The 15,553-nt window shown below is 68.1% G+C and carries 14 protein-coding genes and 2 pseudogenes; 6 read left to right on the top strand and 10 right to left on the bottom strand.

Translation table 11 applies throughout. From position 1 onward, the window contains the following. Positions 1-167 precede the first annotated feature (167 nt). Positions 168-443, bottom strand: a complete 276-nt coding sequence (locus MW290_RS04970) for a hypothetical protein (RefSeq protein WP_250196160.1) — start codon at positions 441-443, stop codon at positions 168-170. Positions 444-469: 26 nt separating this feature from the next. Between MW290_RS04970 and MW290_RS04965 the strand changes: the two genes are divergently transcribed. The 4 genes and pseudogenes from MW290_RS04965 (at position 470) to MW290_RS04950 (ending at position 2,748) form a co-directional block, all read left to right on the top strand. Next, entirely contained in the window at positions 470-715 is a 246-nt protein-coding gene (locus MW290_RS04965) for a hypothetical protein (RefSeq protein ID WP_250196159.1), read from the top strand. 78 nt (positions 716-793) lie between these two features. Further along, positions 794-2,088 (top strand): annotated as a pseudogene (locus MW290_RS04960) (Tn3 family transposase); the annotation flags it as partial. Between the two features lie 85 nt (positions 2,089-2,173). Continuing rightward, positions 2,174-2,425 (top strand): type II toxin-antitoxin system ParD family antitoxin, encoded by a 252-nt coding sequence (locus MW290_RS04955; RefSeq protein ID WP_250196158.1) that lies wholly within the window; start codon positions 2,174-2,176, stop codon positions 2,423-2,425. Further along, entirely contained in the window at positions 2,422-2,748 is a 327-nt protein-coding gene (locus MW290_RS04950; RefSeq protein WP_250196157.1) for a type II toxin-antitoxin system RelE/ParE family toxin, read from the top strand. Before MW290_RS04955 ends, MW290_RS04950 begins: the two co-directional genes overlap by 4 nt. Positions 2,749-3,022: 274 nt before the next feature. Here the strand turns inward: MW290_RS04950 and MW290_RS04945 are convergent, their stop codons facing one another. From MW290_RS04945 to MW290_RS04915, 8 genes are all read right to left on the bottom strand, one after another. After that, the gene (locus MW290_RS04945; RefSeq protein ID WP_445659478.1) at positions 3,023-3,436 is read right to left on the bottom strand and encodes a phosphate-starvation-inducible PsiE family protein; all 414 of its coding nucleotides are present in this window, start codon (positions 3,434-3,436) and stop codon (positions 3,023-3,025) included. Positions 3,437-3,590: 154 nt separating this feature from the next. After that, entirely contained in the window at positions 3,591-4,094 is a 504-nt protein-coding gene (locus MW290_RS04940; protein WP_250196155.1) for a response regulator, read from the bottom strand. Between the two features lie 8 nt (positions 4,095-4,102). Continuing rightward, on the bottom strand, positions 4,103-5,407 hold the full coding sequence (gene nosR, locus MW290_RS04935; RefSeq protein ID WP_250196154.1) for a response regulator c-di-GMP phosphodiesterase, NosR family: 1,305 nt from the start codon (positions 5,405-5,407) through the stop codon (positions 4,103-4,105). Beyond that, a complete protein-coding gene (locus tag MW290_RS04930; RefSeq protein WP_250196153.1) occupies positions 5,404-6,312 on the bottom strand; it encodes an ATP-binding protein in 909 nt (302 codons plus the stop codon). Before MW290_RS04930 ends, nosR begins: the two co-directional genes overlap by 4 nt. Before the next feature lie 5 nt (positions 6,313-6,317). Continuing rightward, positions 6,318-7,181: an HDOD domain-containing protein gene (locus MW290_RS04925; RefSeq protein WP_250196152.1), complete on the bottom strand. Its 864-nt coding sequence runs from the start codon at positions 7,179-7,181 to the stop codon at positions 6,318-6,320. Continuing rightward, a complete protein-coding gene (locus tag MW290_RS33015) occupies positions 7,178-7,309 on the bottom strand; it encodes a hypothetical protein (protein ID WP_259373463.1) in 132 nt (43 codons plus the stop codon). The genes MW290_RS04925 and MW290_RS33015 overlap by 4 nt, the downstream gene beginning before the upstream one ends. Next, positions 7,306-10,206, bottom strand: a complete 2,901-nt coding sequence (locus MW290_RS04920; protein WP_250196151.1) for an EAL domain-containing protein — start codon at positions 10,204-10,206, stop codon at positions 7,306-7,308. Before MW290_RS04920 ends, MW290_RS33015 begins: the two co-directional genes overlap by 4 nt. A gap of 89 nt (positions 10,207-10,295) precedes the next feature. Further along, a complete protein-coding gene (locus MW290_RS04915; protein ID WP_250196150.1) occupies positions 10,296-11,765 on the bottom strand; it encodes an aminotransferase-like domain-containing protein in 1,470 nt (489 codons plus the stop codon). A gap of 476 nt (positions 11,766-12,241) precedes the next feature. On the opposite strand from MW290_RS04915, the pseudogene MW290_RS33075 reads away from it, so the two are divergent. Next, positions 12,242-12,793 (top strand): annotated as a pseudogene (locus MW290_RS33075) (phage integrase family protein); the annotation flags it as partial. Between the two features lie 106 nt (positions 12,794-12,899). Next, the gene (locus tag MW290_RS04905; RefSeq protein ID WP_250196149.1) at positions 12,900-13,484 is read left to right on the top strand and encodes a DUF7713 domain-containing protein; all 585 of its coding nucleotides are present in this window, start codon (positions 12,900-12,902) and stop codon (positions 13,482-13,484) included. Between the two features lie 401 nt (positions 13,485-13,885). Here the strand turns inward: MW290_RS04905 and MW290_RS04900 are convergent, their stop codons facing one another. Then, entirely contained in the window at positions 13,886-15,523 is a 1,638-nt protein-coding gene (locus tag MW290_RS04900; protein WP_250196148.1) for a methyl-accepting chemotaxis protein, read from the bottom strand. Positions 15,524-15,553: the final 30 nt, after the last annotated feature.

Genomic DNA, 15,553 nt, shown 5'->3' with positions numbered 1-15,553 from the left:
TCCTGAGGAGCCACTTCCCACACCGCGGCAATGCCGGATGAACCACCACGCCATGCTGAGCCCCGCTGCTGCGAGCGTGACCCAAGCCGCCGACAGTGTGGCATCGTCAGGCCCGCGCGCAGCGCGAGCGCGGCCATCTCCAGCAGCGCCAGGCCCATCGTCGCCGCCTACACCAGCACGAATCTGGCGAGTATGAAACCCCAGAGCCAGTGGCGCCACAACCACCAAGCGGCGAGTAGCGACAGCGGCACCACGACACCGAGGTCGAGCACGTAGACGAAAGCCGTCGGCGCCTTCGCCTGGACGATCATCTCGGGCAACGCGCCGCGGGTGTAGAAGGGCATGATCTGGCTCGTCCGCAGCAGCGTCAGCAGCACGGCCATTGTCACGAGGAAGACGATGACGCCGCGGCGCGGTGCGCGGGTGTCGAAGGCCTGCCGCACCCCGTGGGCATCCAGGCCCGACGTCCGTGCCGAGCCGGACGTTGTGCGCTGATCTGGATTCGGTGCTTCTGTCCGGTGAGACACTGACCGAGCTTGTCGAGGCATCGGTGCGTCGGGCCGTTGATTTCCGTCGCGTGCAAACGGACTTCGCCGCGCGCTGCGACGCCTCTTTGGCAGCGTACGAGCGCACCGGGATTTCCATCCCGTCGGACCTTTTCCTGTACAAGATCGAGGCGAAAGTCAAAGCACGGGTGAAGCAGTTGCGCAAATGACGTTCAGTGCAGGGTTCGCGCCTGAGGCCGACGCCGAGCTGGGATTCCTGTTCGACTTCCTGCTGGAGCGCGCCGAGGCTGGCCGATCAATCCGAGCCGGTCCGCACCCGCGAGACCATCTACAAGCTCATCGGGAGCGTGCAGTTTCCGGACCTGCTGCTGGAGGTGGATGCCGTCACCGGGTACAGCGAGGCGCTGCTGGGTCCACTGGCGAGCTCGTGGCTTTGTACGGTGCTCTACTGGCTCACGGCACGGATGCGGACGCCAAGGGCGTCGCCTCGATGATCCCTGGGCTCGAGCCGGCGCAGTTCACGGTGGCCATGCGTGCGTTGGAGGGCGGCGGACGCCTGCGTCGCGCCAATGAGCGCGTGGCCGAGTTCCAGAGCAGGATCCCGATCGCGGCCCTCTGGGGTGACGGCAACAAGGCATCGGCCGACATGATGTCGTTGGACGCGTCCCGCCACTTGTGGAATGCCTGCGTCGACCCGCGCCGGCGCACCTATGCCGCTGGCGTTTACACCCACGTACGCGACCGCAGGGGCATCGTCTACGACCAGCCCATCGTGCTCAACGAGCGGCAGGCCGGCGTCGCGGTCGAAGGCATCGAGCAGCACAACAGCGCGGTGGATCGGATCCGCATCTCGCTGCTGGCGGTCGACACCCATGGCTATAAGGACCCGGCGATGTCCATCGCCAAGCTGCTGGGCTTCGATCTGTGCCCCCAGACTGCGGGACCTGGCCGAGCGAAAGCTTTGCCTGTCGCGAGGCTTCAACGTGCCCGAGGGCCTGGAGGCCGTCACCGTCGGGCGCGTCTCCATGGCCGCCATTGAGCGCGGCTGGGATGAGTTGTTGCGCCTGGCGGCTTCGATCCGATCGGGCCGTGTCACCGCGAAGCTCGCGTTGCAGCGTTTCGGGTCGGCCGCCCAGGGCGAACCGCTGCACCGGGCCGCGGAGCACCTGGGCAGGTTGCTGCGCACCGTGTTCCTGTGCGACTACATCGCCATCGAGGACTTCTGGCGCGAGATCTACACCCTGCTGAACCGCGGCGAGTCGGTGCATCAGCTTCAACGCGCGGTGTACTCCGGCAAGGTGGCGCCGGAGCGAGGTAGGGGACGCGACGAGATGAAGGCGATCTCCGGCTCGCACGCCCTGCTGACGAACATCGTGCTGGCCTGGATCACCGACCGGATGCATGAGGTGGTCGAGCGGCTCATGCGCGACGGGATCGCCGTCGAAGTCGACTGGCTGTGTCGTATGGGGCCGGCGCACTTCTCCCACATCACCTTCCGCGGCACGATGGATTCGGCGTCGAAAAGTTCGCCGCGGCGCTGATCCAGCGTGCGCCGGGTCAGGCAGCTCGGTCGGCTTCGTGACGAGGCCCGCGGCAGCATCCCTCGATCGGTCAAGATGTTGGCCGGCGGAGTTGACAACCGTTGTCAAGCGGCCCAAGATTCGCGCATGAGCCGCCAAACCATGAGCTTTGCCTTGCCCGAATCGATGCGCGAGTACATCGACAACCGGGTCGCCGCAGGCAACTACGGCAACACCAGTGAGTACATCCGTGATCTGGTCCGGCGTGACCAGGAAGAGCAGGCCAAGAAGCGGCTGCGCGATCTCATCGAAGAAGGGCTGGCATCCGGGCCCGGTCGGCGTCGCACCAAGGCCGACGAGAAGGCACTGCTCGCGATCGCTCGCGGCGAGATCGATTGAAGCCGGCGGTTCTGCGCCCGCTGGCGCTGCGCGATCAGCAGGGCGAGGTGCGGCACTACCGCAAGGAGGGCGGCACCCGCCTTGCGGTGAAAGTGGCCAGGGACACCAACAAGGCGCTCGACCAGATCGAACTCGAACCGGGCATCGGCTCGCCGAGGCTCGGGAAGTTGCTCGGAATACCGGGGCTGCGGACCTGGCGGGTGGGGAAGTTTCCGCTGCTGTGGTGCTACTTCGAGCGAGGGGGCCATCTGGACGTGGTCCGACTGCTGGGCGAGCGCCAAGACATCATCGCGATCCTGGGCGGCGAGTTCGGCGCGAACTGACGCCGCCACCCGCATCGTGCCTATGCCCGATCGTCGGTCAGCGACCGGTATTCGGCAGGCAGATCGCCGGGACGGTCGCCCGGAATCGACCTAAAGCGGCCTTACAACCCGCAAGTCTCGACGCCACAAGGCTGCCTCCCAACGGTGGGTGTGCGTGGCGACGAACTCGCAGACGCGGTCCGGGCCGGCACTCAGGGCCGCCGAAGGTGTTGTGAGGTAGCACTGAGCCCAGTCACTTCACTCCCAGCGCAGCTCCCGGACCCGCGCAGCGGTCTTACGGCAGCCGATCGTCGCGCTCGCGGAGAAGCCAGTAGACGACGCCCAACACGAGCGTGGCAAGCGCCAGTGCGGCAATGGTCTGCGCTTCCGTGACCTTGCTGTTCAGAACGATGAACTTTCTCGACAGGGCCAGCAATGCGATCAGCACCACGGTCTTGACCTGCACGATGCTCTCGCGGCGCAGGGCCACGCGAATGATCGAATGCTTGAACTCGAGCGCGATCAGCAAGGTCATGATCATCCCGAACAGGCCTTGGAAGACTTCGTGATCCAGCGGATCTATCGAGCCCGTCACGAGCAGCGGCACAACACGCGTCAGCAACTGCAGCAGGGCGAGTGCAATCACCAGCGCGATGATCACGCTCAGGACGAACGCGACCATGTGCTCGAAGCGCTCGTAGTGGTTCATCAGTGGCCAATGCTCGCGCGTTTCCTGGAGCAACTGGCCCGGGCTTCGACGAGGTGACGGCATGGTGCCCGCCCTGCCGGTAGTGGACGCTCATTGTGCGCCTGGGCAAGCGAGTACCTCGTCAATTCGTTGCAGCGGCCGCACCGCAGTGGACTCAAAGCCTGCCCGGTCGCGTCGGCAGGTGGCCCGGCATCAGCACTTCGCCGTTCGGGCCCCACTCGACCTGCGTGATGCCCGGCTCCATCGCCTCGAGCCGACGCCGTTCCAGTTCGTCGGCGCTCGGGACGGCACAGGGATCGAACACCAGCGCCGCGCGCACGTCGGCCAGCAACTGCGGTTCGCTCCACGGCTTCGGGATGTAGCAGTAGACCCCGGCCCGATTCACCGCCGCCAGCACGGTACCGAAGTCGGAGGCCGCGCTGAGCATCAGGCGCACCGTGCGTGGGTCCAGTTCCCTGGCGCGGGCGAGCAGCGTCACGCCATCCATCCGCGGCATGCGGTAGTCGCTGATCAGCACGTCGACGTGCACCTCGTGCAGGCGCTGCAGGGCGTGCAGCGGATCTGCGCAAACCTCCACGCCGAGCTGCTGCGGCTTGAAGTGCCGCTGCAGCAGACGCCGCAGCGCGTGCAGGATCGGCGTCTCGTCGTCGACGATCAACACCCGCTTCACGAGCGAGCCTCCGGCGCCCCCGGTGGCGCCTGCACGGCCAAGGTCAGCGCCAGGCCATGTTTTCGCTCGAACGCACAGATGCGACCGATCAGGTCGTCGTTCAGCTGCTGTCCGGCCGACAGCAGCAGCACGCCCTCGGGCGACACGAAGTCCTGTGCCAGCGTCTGCCCGGCGCGCAGGTCCGCGGTACGCAGGCGCAGCGTCGCCACGGTCGCCTTGGGTGGTGCCGACGAAAACAGGCTCGCGAAGGCATCGACGACGGTCGGGTCGAACTGGCTGCCGCGAGCGGCGAGAATCGTGTGGCGGGCATCCAGCGGGCTCAGGGCCTGACCGTCGATCCGGCCACTGCGCAAGTCCTCGAAGGCGTCAGCCACAGCCAGGATGCGGGCACCGAGCGGGATCGCCGCGCCGCGCAGGCCATCGGGATAGCCCAGCCCGTCCCAGCGCTCATGATGGGCGCGGATCAGCGGCGCGACGCCCTGCATGTCATCGCTGGCCAGCAAGGCCTGCTCCCCTAGCACTGGGTGCAGGCGGTAGCGTCGCAATTCGTCGCGGTCGAGCCGGTTCACCGGCCGCGCCAGCACTGCGTCGCTGAGGCCGATGTGGCCGATGTCGTGCAGCAGCGCGGCAATCGGCAGGTCGTGCGCGGTGTCGGCATCCAGGCTCATTGCCTGGGCGATGCGCCGAGACAGATCGGCCACCTGGCGCGCGTGCCCGACCTGGGCGCTGCCGCGCAGCTCGATCAGCGCGGTGAAGGCCCTGATCGACGTCAGGTAGTTGCGCTTCAGCCGGTGGTTGGCGGCAGCGAGTTCCTCGGTGCGCAAGGCGACGCGGATCTCCAGACTCGAGTTCAGTGTCCTCAGTTCGTCGTTCTGCTGTTGCGTGAGCCGCTCCAACGCCAGATTGTCGGCTTCGAGCTGCTGGTTCTGCGCGACCTGACGCATTGTCAGCAGTAACTCGTCGTCGTTCCAGGGCTTGGTGATGTACCGGTGCAGCCCCCCACGGTTGATGGCAGCGATCGTCGAGGCCAGATCTGCCTGGCCCGTCAGCAGCAATCGCGCGGTCCGCGGCCAGCCCTGGCTAACGCGCTCGAGGAACTGCACGCCGTCCATGCCGGGCATGCGCATGTCCGACAGCACGGCGTCAATCGATTCCGTGGCAAGCAGCGCCAGCCCCTCTTCGGCGTGCCCGGCCGTCAGGATGCGCCAGCCCGTGGCGCGAAAGAGCCGCCGCAGTGCCGCGAGGATGTTCGGCTCGTCGTCGACGGCGAGCAGCGTCCAGGCCGGGAGCGCGGTTGTCATGTCGCGGCACCTTCAGCGCCCGGGCGCCGCACCGGCAGCGTGACGCGGAAACACGAGCCGCGGCCCGGTTCGCTGCGCACCTCGATGCGGCCATGGTGCTTCTGCACGATGCCGTACGCGAGCGACAGGCCCAGGCCGGTGCCGCGTCCGACCGGCTTGGTGGTGAAGAAGGGGTCGAAGATGCGCGCCAGGTGTTCGGGTGCGATCCCGCAACCATCGTCCTCGACTTCGACCCACACCTTGTCCCCGGCGTCGCCGCTGCGCACGACGATCAGGCCGCGCTGCGGGCCGATCGCGTGGGCCGCATTGACGAGCAGGTTCAGGAACACCTGGTTCAGCTCCGACGGTAGGCACTCGATGTCGGGCAAGGCGCCGTACTCGCGCTTCACGTCGGCCCGGTACTTGATCTCGTTGGCGACGATGTTCAGCGTCGAGTCGATGCCCTGGTGCAGCGAGGCCCAGACCCACTCCTGGTGGGTGTCGACGCGCGAGAAGTCCTTCAGGTCCTGGATGATCTTGCGCACCCGCGACAGGCCTTCCTTCGACTCGCCCATCAGCATCGGGATGTCCTGCTTCAGGTAGTCGAGCTCGACGCGCTCGCGCAGGGCCGCGAGCCGGTCCGCGATGGCGCTGTCGGTCAGCGCCGGTTCGGCCTGCTCGTAGGCATCGAGCATCTCGAACAGGCGCTCGAGATAGGCCTCCAGCGTGCCGAAGTTCGAGAACACATAGCCGATCGGGTTGTTGATCTCGTGGGCCACGCCCGCCGCGAGTTGCCCGATCGACGCCAGCCGTTCGGACTGCAGCAACTGGTCCTGCGCGCTGCGCAGACTTTGATTCAGCGCGCGCAGTTCCTCGTTGGCGCGCTGCAGCGAGACGAGTTCACTCTCGGGTTTGGTTTGGGGCATGTTCTTCAGTGAAGCAGCGCTTCGCAGACAGTCTCGAACTGCGCCTCGGTGCGGGCGAAGATCCGCAGGCAGGCCTTGTCGTCCAGGCGGCACGCGGCCCAGACCGGCAGCACCAGCGTCGGCACCGCCTCGTCGGCGTCGCCGGCCAGGCCGAGCGCGTGGGCCACGGCATCGGCCACGTGGGCGATGCCCGTCAGCGTGATCGCGGCGCCGTCCGGCGGTGCGTGGTGCTCGCGGATGGCGTCGACGATGGCCGGCGCGAAGTTCCACTGCCGCGCGATCAGCCCGCCGACCTCGGCGTGGTCGATGCCGAGCACGGCGCGTTCGGCGTCGCCATCGGGACAGTCCTGGTCGCGCCGCCACTGCTCGACCTCGGCATAGGCGGGTGCAAACGCGCTGGCCAGCGCCAGCCGGCCGATGTCGTGCAGCAGCCCGACCGTGAACGCCAGGTCGGCGCCGTCGCGCCCCAGCTCACCGGCCAGGGCCTGCGCGCACAGCGCGCTGCCGATCGAATGGCGCCAGAAGGCGTGGTGGTCGAAGCCGGGACGGCGCTGGAAGCTGCCAGCCATGCCCGCGGCCGTGACGACGCCGCGCACCGTGCGCAGCCCGAGGACCGAGATCGCCTCGGCGACCGAGTGGACCTGCCGGCCACGGCCGTAGAACGACGAATTGGCCAGGCGCAGGGTCTTGGCGGCCAGCGCCTGGTCGCGCGAGATCTTGGCCGCGTACTGCCCGGCGCTGAGCTCCTCGTGGCCGAGCGACTCGACCAGTTCGAGCACCACCGACGGCAGCGGGGGCAGGTCACGCAGTGCGGCGAGCAGTTCGTCGCGGGAGATCGATCGCAGGGCCGTCTTCATCGCACCGTTCATCGCGGCGCCTCCTGGCGATAGCGCTGCACCAGGTGCAGCAGCGGATGCACCCGCCCATCGCGCAGGCTGTGGCGGAACAGGTGCGCCAGCGCCACCGGCGGCTTGTCGGGAGTCGCCGGGGTGGTCACTTCGAGGCCCCCGCTTGCGGCAGCAGCACCAACAGGCGGCCGCGTGCACTGCCGCTCAACGGCCGGCTCATCGCCCACCAGCGGCGCCCCGCGTGCATTTGCATCAGGGGCTCGCCGTCCAGCGCCGGCCGCAGGCTCTGCGGCAGGTGCTCGTCCGCCGGCCCGCCCAGAAGGCTGCCATCCAGTCCGAACAGCGCCTGCGCCGGCGCGTTGGCGAAGACCAGCAGGCCTTGGTCGTCGATGCCGAACACGGGTACCGGCACGGCATCCAGCAACTCCTGCGCCGCCTCGCGACTGCCGACTTCGCGCTCGTTCTGCTCGCGCTGCGCACTCAGCAGCGTCTGCAGCCGCCGGTTCAGCTCGGCCAGTTCCCGGTTGGCAGCCTGCACCTCCCGGTCGAGGCGGCGGTTCTGGTCGGCCATCTCCTTCAATCCGAAGGCCTCGCGCAGGTGCGAGCGCAACTGCTCGTCGTCCCACGGCTTGGCGAGGAACTTGTAGATCGCACCCTCGTTGATCGCGTCGGTGATCGATTGCAGCTCGGTGTAGCCCGAGAGCACCAGCCGGATCGTCTCCCGGTACAGCTGCCGGGCACGGCGCAGCAACTCGACGCCGGTCAGGCCCGGCATGCGCTGGTCGGACAGGATCACGTCGACCTCGTGCCGTGCCATCAGCTCCAGCGCCTGCTCGGCGCTGGTGGCGCTGAGCAGGCGCCAGCCTTCGGCGCGCAGCAGCCGGCGCAGCGCGGCGACGATGTTCTCCTCGTCGTCGACCAGCAGCAGGGTGCGCTCGCGTGACCGCCGGCCGAGCAGCGCCGGATCGACGCGCCGGCCTTCGCGCAGCATCGTCTCGACCGCCGCCGCCGACTGTGCGGCACTGAACCACCAGCCCTGCATCTGGTCGCACTGGTTCGCGGCGAGCAGTGCCGCCTGGCCTTCGCTCTCGACGCCCTCGGCGAGCACCTTCATCTGCAGCTGGTGCGCCATCGTGATGATGGCGCGCGTAATCGACACGTCTTCGGCCGGGGCAGTGACGTCGGGCACCAGCGAGCGGTCGATCTTGACCACGTCGACCGGCAGCCGGCGCAGGTAGCTCAGGCTCGAGTAGCCGGTGCCGAAGTCGTCGAGCGAGACCTCGACGCCGAGCGCGCGCAGCGCCCGCAGGTGCTGCACCGCCTGGTCGAAGTTGGTGATCAGCATGCTCTCGGTGACCTCGACGCCGAAGCGCCGCGGGTCGAGGCCGCTCGCAGCGAGCAGGCCTTCGATGCGTCGCGCCAGGTCCTGCTGCAGCAGCTGGCGGGCCGACAGGTTGACCGCCATGCGCAGCGGCGGCAGCCCGGCGCGCTGCCAGGCCGCTGCCTGCTCGACGGCGCGGCGCAGCACCCAATCGCCGATGGGGACGATCAGGCCAGTCTCCTCGGCGATCGGGATGAAGCGATCCGGGGCGACGTGCCCCAGCGTCGGGTGCTGCCAGCGCAGCAAGGCCTCGACGCCGACGATTCGGCCCTGCACCAGGTCGACCTGCGGCTGGTAGTGCAGCTCGAGTTGCTCGTCGCGCGACGCCTGGCGCAGCGCTGTTTCCAGCGCCAGCCGTTGGGGGTCGTCGTCATGAGGTGCCCGGGTATAGACGCTGACCTGGTTGCGGCCCAGCCGCTTGGCCTGTTCCAACGCTGCGTTGGCGTGGCGCAGCAGGGTCTCGGCGCGGTCGCCGTCGGCGGGTGACCGCGCAATGCCGACGCTGCAGGTCAGGTGGATCTCGTGCGACCCGATCGTGATCGGCCGGGCGACGGTGTCCAGCAGCGCCTGCGCGACGTCCATCGCCGCTCCTGATGGAGAGGGCATCACGACCACGAACTCGTCGCCGCCGCGGCGCGCCACGAGATCGGTGCTGCGCAAGGGGGTGGCGATGCGTTGCGCCACCTCGCGCAACACCGCGTCGCCGATGTGCAGGCCGAGGCCGTCGTTGATGCGCTTGAAACGGTCGAGCTCCAGCACCAGCACCGCGGTTTCGGCGCCGGTCTGCAAGGTCGCGGCCAGGAGCTCGAAGAGCCGCTGGCGGTTCGGCAATCCGGTCAGCTCGTCGAACTGCAGGAGCCGCTGGATGCGCTGTTCGGCGGCGCGTCGGTCGCGCAGGTCGTCAACGCAGACATGGGCGAACGTCTCCCCGTCACTGGTCACCAGGCTGACAGAGACGTCGACAGGAATCTCATGACCCTGGTGATGGCGAAGGCTGGTCTCGAAGCGCAGCGAACCGCGTTCGCACATCTCGCGCCAACGCTGCGGCCACTGCGTGTCGTCGACCTGCGTGTCGATGTCCGGCACACGCAGCCGCAGCAGTTGCTCCCGCGTGAGCCCCAGCAGCCGGCATGCCGCTGCGTTCGCATCGCGGAAGGCGCCGTCGGGCCCGACCTGGAATAGCGCGTCGTTGGCCTGTTCGACGGCATGGCGGGTCAATCGCAACTGGCGCTGTGCGCGCTCGCGGTCGCTCACGTCGCACGCGGAAGGGATGAGCCAGGCGATGCGTCCGTCGGGCCCGTAGAGCGGCAGCAGCGAGAAGTCCATCGACAGCGTGGTTCCGCGGCGCGTGGCCACACGCACGTCGAAGCGCGAGGCCTCCCCGCGCGATGCTCTGGCCAAGGCCTGCTGCAGCCGCCGCTGCGACAACTCGCAGGCCTGCCACCAGGGCGTCGTCTCGAAACGCTGGCCGAGCACCTCCTCCGGCGCGGCGCCGATGGCCTGCAGCGCCGCCTGGTTGGCGTAACGCAGCACGCCGTCGGCGTCGAGCAGGCCGGCGAACACGGACGGACCGAGCCGATCAAGTACCTCTCGCAGCGCGCGTTCGGGGCCCGCAGACAAGGCTCCGGCTTCGAGCATCGTCAGCGCGGCATCGCGTTGCGGCATGGGCAGGGCGAGGTGGATCTCGACATGCCGGCAGTCTGCCGAGCGGCCTGCTCCGGCGGTGTGAGCAGTTGCGGGCCCCGACGATCGGATCAGATCGATGCTGGCGAAGCGGGGACGGCGCGCGCTGCGTCATCGACCAGCCGCGCCAGCGTGCGCATCGCGCGCTCGAGCGCCTCGTCCCAGAGCTGGCCGCAGGTCAGCCGGATGTGGTGCTGGAACTCGGCGCGTGCCGAGAACATCGGCCCCGGCGCCAGGCTGATGCGTTGTCCCAGCGCGGCATGGTGCAGCGCCATCGCGTCGACGCCGACGGGCAGCTCGACCCACACGAAGTACCCGCCGGCCGGCCGCACTACCCGGGTCCCGTCCGGAAAATGCCGGTTCACGGCCTGGAACAGGCTGTCGCGCTGCGTCTGCAACGACTGGCGCAGGCTGCGCAGATGGCGGTCGTAGCCGCCTTCCTGCAGGTACTCCGCCAACGCAGCCTGTACCGGGATCGACCCCGACAGGCTCGTCATCAGCTTCAACCGTTCGACCTCGCGCGCCAGCCGGCCGGGCGCAGCCCAGCCGACGCGGTAGCCTGGCGCCAGACACTTCGAGAACGACGAGCAGTGCAGCACCAGGCCGCGGCGGTCGTAGGCCTTGGCCGGCAGCGGCGCTGCCTGGCCCTCGTAGAGCTCCGAGTAGACGTCGTCTTCGATCAGCGGCACGTCGTGGCGAGCGAGCAGTTCGACGAGGTCGCGCTTCTTCGCGTCGGGCATCAGGCTGCCGAGCGGGTTCTGGAAGCTCGTCATCAGCCAGCAGGCCTGCGGGCGGTAGAGCTCGATCACCTGCGCCAGGCGCCCGAGATCGATGCCCTCGCGCACATGGGTCGGCACCTCGATGGCGCGCAGGCCCAGGCGCTGCAGCGCCTGCAGCGCCATGTAGAAGGTCGGAGATTCCACCACCACCGCATCACCCGGCCGTGTCACGGCGTTGAGGCACAGGTTCAGCGCCTCCATCGCACCGTGGGTCAGCACGATCTCGTCGGTGGCCACCGACATGCCCTGGCGCAAGTAGCGCTTGGCGATCTCGCGCTTGAGCCGCAGATTGCCCGGCGGCAGGTCATCGACCATGCTCCAGGGCTCGAGCCGCCGCGTGCTCGAGACCAGCGCGCGGCGCAGTCGATCGAGAGGAAACAAGATCGGACTCGGGAATGCAGAGCCGAAGGGAACGATGTCGCGAGCCCGCGCGGCGCCGAGGCACGCATAGATCAGGTCATTGACCTCGACGGGTTGCGAGCCGGATTCGGGAGACGAGGTCTGCGGCTCGGCGAGCAGCACGCCGTCGGCTCGTGCGGTGACGAAGTAGCCTGAGCGTGGCGCTGCGCGGACCAGGCCGCGGGACTCGAGTAGGTAGTAGGCCTGGAACACGGTGCTGGGGCTCACACCCCGACTGGCACAGGTCTGGCGCACGGAGGGCAGGCGGTCTCCCGCGCGCAGTACCCCGGCAGCGATCTGCTGCTCGAGTTCTTGAGCGAGCAGTTCGAACCTCGTGGGGGCGGCGGTGGGGCAATCACGCATGGTGTCGGCACCGCGCCTCGGTCGACCGCTGGCTGGGGTGGGGTGGCGTCGTCGCAGTCTAGGGCTTTTGCGGCGCGATGCAAGCATTGGGGCTGGGCCGCGTGGTCCCCGGATGGCCTGCTGAAGGTGGGCGGCCGTGCCTGGGTGGAACCTCGGAATTTCATCGAATCGCGGAATCGCACTCGCGATGCGCTGGCGACCAGTCACACGCTCGCGCCTAGATGCGCAGCGCACGTCCACCGTCCGGACACTTCTGAAGTGCCCGGAACCTGCCTGTGAGGAGAGACTGGATATGGCCGATGGCTGGTCTTCGCGAGCGGCGGCTTTATGGAGCCTTAATCTTGGCTGCACCTGCCTCCCGGGCAACCGAGACTCTCACCGCGGTGAGAGTTCGCTGGCGAGCATGTTCATCAATAGTGATGCCAAGATAAACAACATCAGCTTGGCATGCCTGCCAAGGATCTAAGCTGGCGCGCATGGAGAACGCGCTGTCAGCGCCACCCAGCATGCCCGCAGACGCGACCTGGCCGGACGAGGATTCGCTGGCTGCATTCCGCGCCTGGCTTCAAGGGGCGCCCAGCCGCGCCGCCATGGATCGGTATCTGCCCGATCGCCGGACTGCCGGCGCGTCGTCGCGCTCGGTGATTGAGCGGGTGAAGCGCCAACTGGTGGCCTTCGCGACGAGCCGTGCGCACGCGGACCTGGCCGGCACACTCGCGGCGTCCAGCCCGTCCGACCAGAAACTCGCCAAGACCGCCGCAGCCGCCATAGAGACGTTGCGAGGGATGCCACCGCCGCAGCCCCTCATACGCGACGCCGTCGATCGCTGGCTACCCGTGCGGCTTGTGGGCGTGCTGCACGCGGCGGGCTCGCGCAAGCTTGCGGACCTGACCCTGCGCGTGTCGCGGCGCCGACGCTGGTGGGTCGGCATTGCTGGGCTCGGGGCCGCCGGCGCCCGCCACATCGAGGCGTACTTTGCCCAGCATCTTGCGCTCACCGAACGCGCTCGCGCGCTGATCACAGTGAGCCAAGCGCAGGAACTGGTGTCCGACGGGCCAAGCAGGTGGCAGATCGGTTCGCGGTGCCGCGTTCGTAGCTTAAAGTTGTCTCGCCTATACGGATACCGTACCACCCATGCAGCCAATCACCTGCGACGCTTGCCGTCAGCCCGCGCTCAGCCACGATGTCGTGAACTACGGGTCGATGGAGGGCGGCTACCGGCAGCTTTGCGGCCGATGCTTCAACGAGGCCGCCGCCAGCCGCGTCGGTCTGCAGGGGTTCGAGCACGTGGTCTTCGAACCCGTGCGCATGGTCGACGGGCGTGGCGCCGAGCACGAGTTCCAGTTCCGCACCAGGCTGTTCGGGCCCGGCATGGCCATCGACGCGTTCGAGCTGCGCGATGGCAGCCAGGCCGGGTATGAGTTTCAGTTGATCGGGGAGCCAGACGACGCCCCTCTGGAGTTGCTCGGCAAGCTCATTGGCAAGCTGCGCCGTGCCTTGGCTCTCACCCACCTCGAGGACACTGACCACGGACCGCAGGTGAACAATCGCCTGATCCTGCGTGGCACCGTCGGCAGCGATCCCGACGAGGACCATCGAGTGCCGATGGTCGTCATCGATGGTCGCGAGATCTCCTGGAACGAACTCGGCCGAATGGTGGCGGCCTTCGAGGGCTGGCAGTTCAAGCTGGAGTTTCGCGACCGTAGCGAAGAGGTCTGACCCGGCAGATCGCGGGAAACCGCAGGGTGCAGCCTCATAGGTGTTGCCTGGGACGAAGCGCACCAATCTGCACGAAAAGTACGACTACCCCCTGAACGGCCAGCCGCGATCCGGCGTCCGGCTGCGCGGGCGGGCAGTTCAAGAGCCGCCGATCGATGGCGGCGATGAATTGCCCGGGCGCCGCCCCCGGCTCGGATGCCTGACTTCCAGCCCAAATGCGCAACATTCAATTGACGCATCCCCCCGTCTCTGCAAGGTGGTCGGTGAGGCCGGACGCGATCTACGGGCTTCGACTTCCTCGGCATCCATATCCACTCTTTGCCCCGGCGGTAGGCCTCGATCGCCTTGCCGAAGGGAAAGTCGACCGCGGGTCCGTGGACTGCCGCTGCAGCAGCTTCAAGTCACTGCGGCAACCTGAACCGATCGACTTCGTCGGCCAGCGCCGTGGCCTGGTCCTTCATGGCCGCCGCTGCGGCGGCGGCCTGTTCGACCAGCGCCGCGTTCTGCTGCGTCATGTGGTCCAACTCGGTGACCGCCTGGCCAATCTGGGCCACGCCCAGACTCTGCTCTCTCGAACCCTCGGCGATCTCACCCAGCAGGCCGCTGACCCGCCGGGACGCATCGACGATGGCGTCCATCTTCTTGCCGGCCTGGTCGACGACGGCGGCACCCGCGTTCACCTGTTCGACGCTCTGGCCAATCAAGCTCTTGATCTCCCGGGCGGCGGTCGCGGCCCGTTGCGCGAGCGTGCGAACCTCCGAGGCGACCACCGCAAACCCCCGCCCTTGATCGCCGGCCCGCGCCGCCTCGACCGCCGCATTGAGGGCAAGGATGTTGGTCTGGAAGGCAATGCCATCGATGGTGCCGATGATCTCGCCGATCCTGGCGGACGATTGGCGGATGCACTCCATCGTCTGCACGACCTCGCGCACCACCTGGCCGCCCTCCGTGGCCACCGTCTCGTTGCCGTGGGCCACCCGCGTGGCCTGGTTCGCGTGCTCGGCACCGTTCTTCACCGTCGCGGCGATCTGCTCCATCGACGCCGCTGTCTCTTCCAGATTGGCGGCCGTCTGTTCGGTTCGAGCCGACAGATCCAGGGCACCCGTGGCGACCTCGCTGCTCGAGTGAACGATCTGTTCGCTGGAGCGCCTGACGCGCATCACCATCCGGCGCAGCGACTCCTGCATGGCCCGCAACTCCATCATGAGCTGGGCCGCCTCGTCGCGTCCCCAGGGCGAGGGGGAGGTGGTGAGATCGCCTTCCGTCATCGCCCGCAGGTGCCGGCGGGTCTCGTTCAGGCCGCCGTCCATCACGCGGTAGAAGCTGATGAAGAGATAGCCGGCCAGCAGCAGTGCCGCACCGACCACGGCAGCCATCCACAAGACCTGTCTCTGGGCCGCCTCCCGCACGTCGCCCACGTAGATGCCCGAGCCGATGACCCAGCCCCAAGGCTCGAAGCCCTGCACGTAGGAAAGCTTGTCCACCGGCTTGTCGTTGCCGGGCTTGGGCCATTGATAGGCGACAAAGCCCTTGCCGCTTTCGCGCACCTTGGCGACGAAGGCCTTGAACAGAGGAATGCCGTTCGCGTCCTGGGTCGCCGACACGTCCTTGCCGTTGAGCTCGGGCTTGATCGGATGCATCACGACATGCGGGTGCATGTCGTTGATCCAGAAGTACTCGCTGCCGTCGTAGCGCAGCGCGGCAATCGTCTCCTTCGCGAGCTGCTGCGCCTGCTCCCGGCTGAGCTGGCCACCGGACTCCTTCGCGTGGGCCTGAACCAGGATGCCGTGGGCGATCTCGACGTGCTGGCGCGTTGCGTCGGCCCGTGCCTGCATGGACATCTCGGCTTGATGGTTCAGCTGCCAGGCGATCAGGCCGAGCAGCGGCACCACGAAGGCCAGCGAGATAAGCGCCGCCTTGGCGTTGAACTTCAACGCGCGGAAAAGGCGGACCCCGGGCGCCCAGACGCCGTGGTGGGCAAAGAACCCGGCATCGGGGCGCCGCGGCAGGACCGTCGGTGGCCGGTCGTCGGCGGGCAAGGAGATTGTTGCGGCTGTCATTGTTTGGCA

It is taken from the genome of Aquincola tertiaricarbonis (assembly GCF_023573145.1).
GTDB lineage: Bacteria > Pseudomonadota > Gammaproteobacteria > Burkholderiales > Burkholderiaceae_C > Aquincola > Aquincola tertiaricarbonis_B.
Note: the sequence above shows the minus strand (reverse complement) of the source record. Positions and strands in the feature narration are given on the sequence as shown.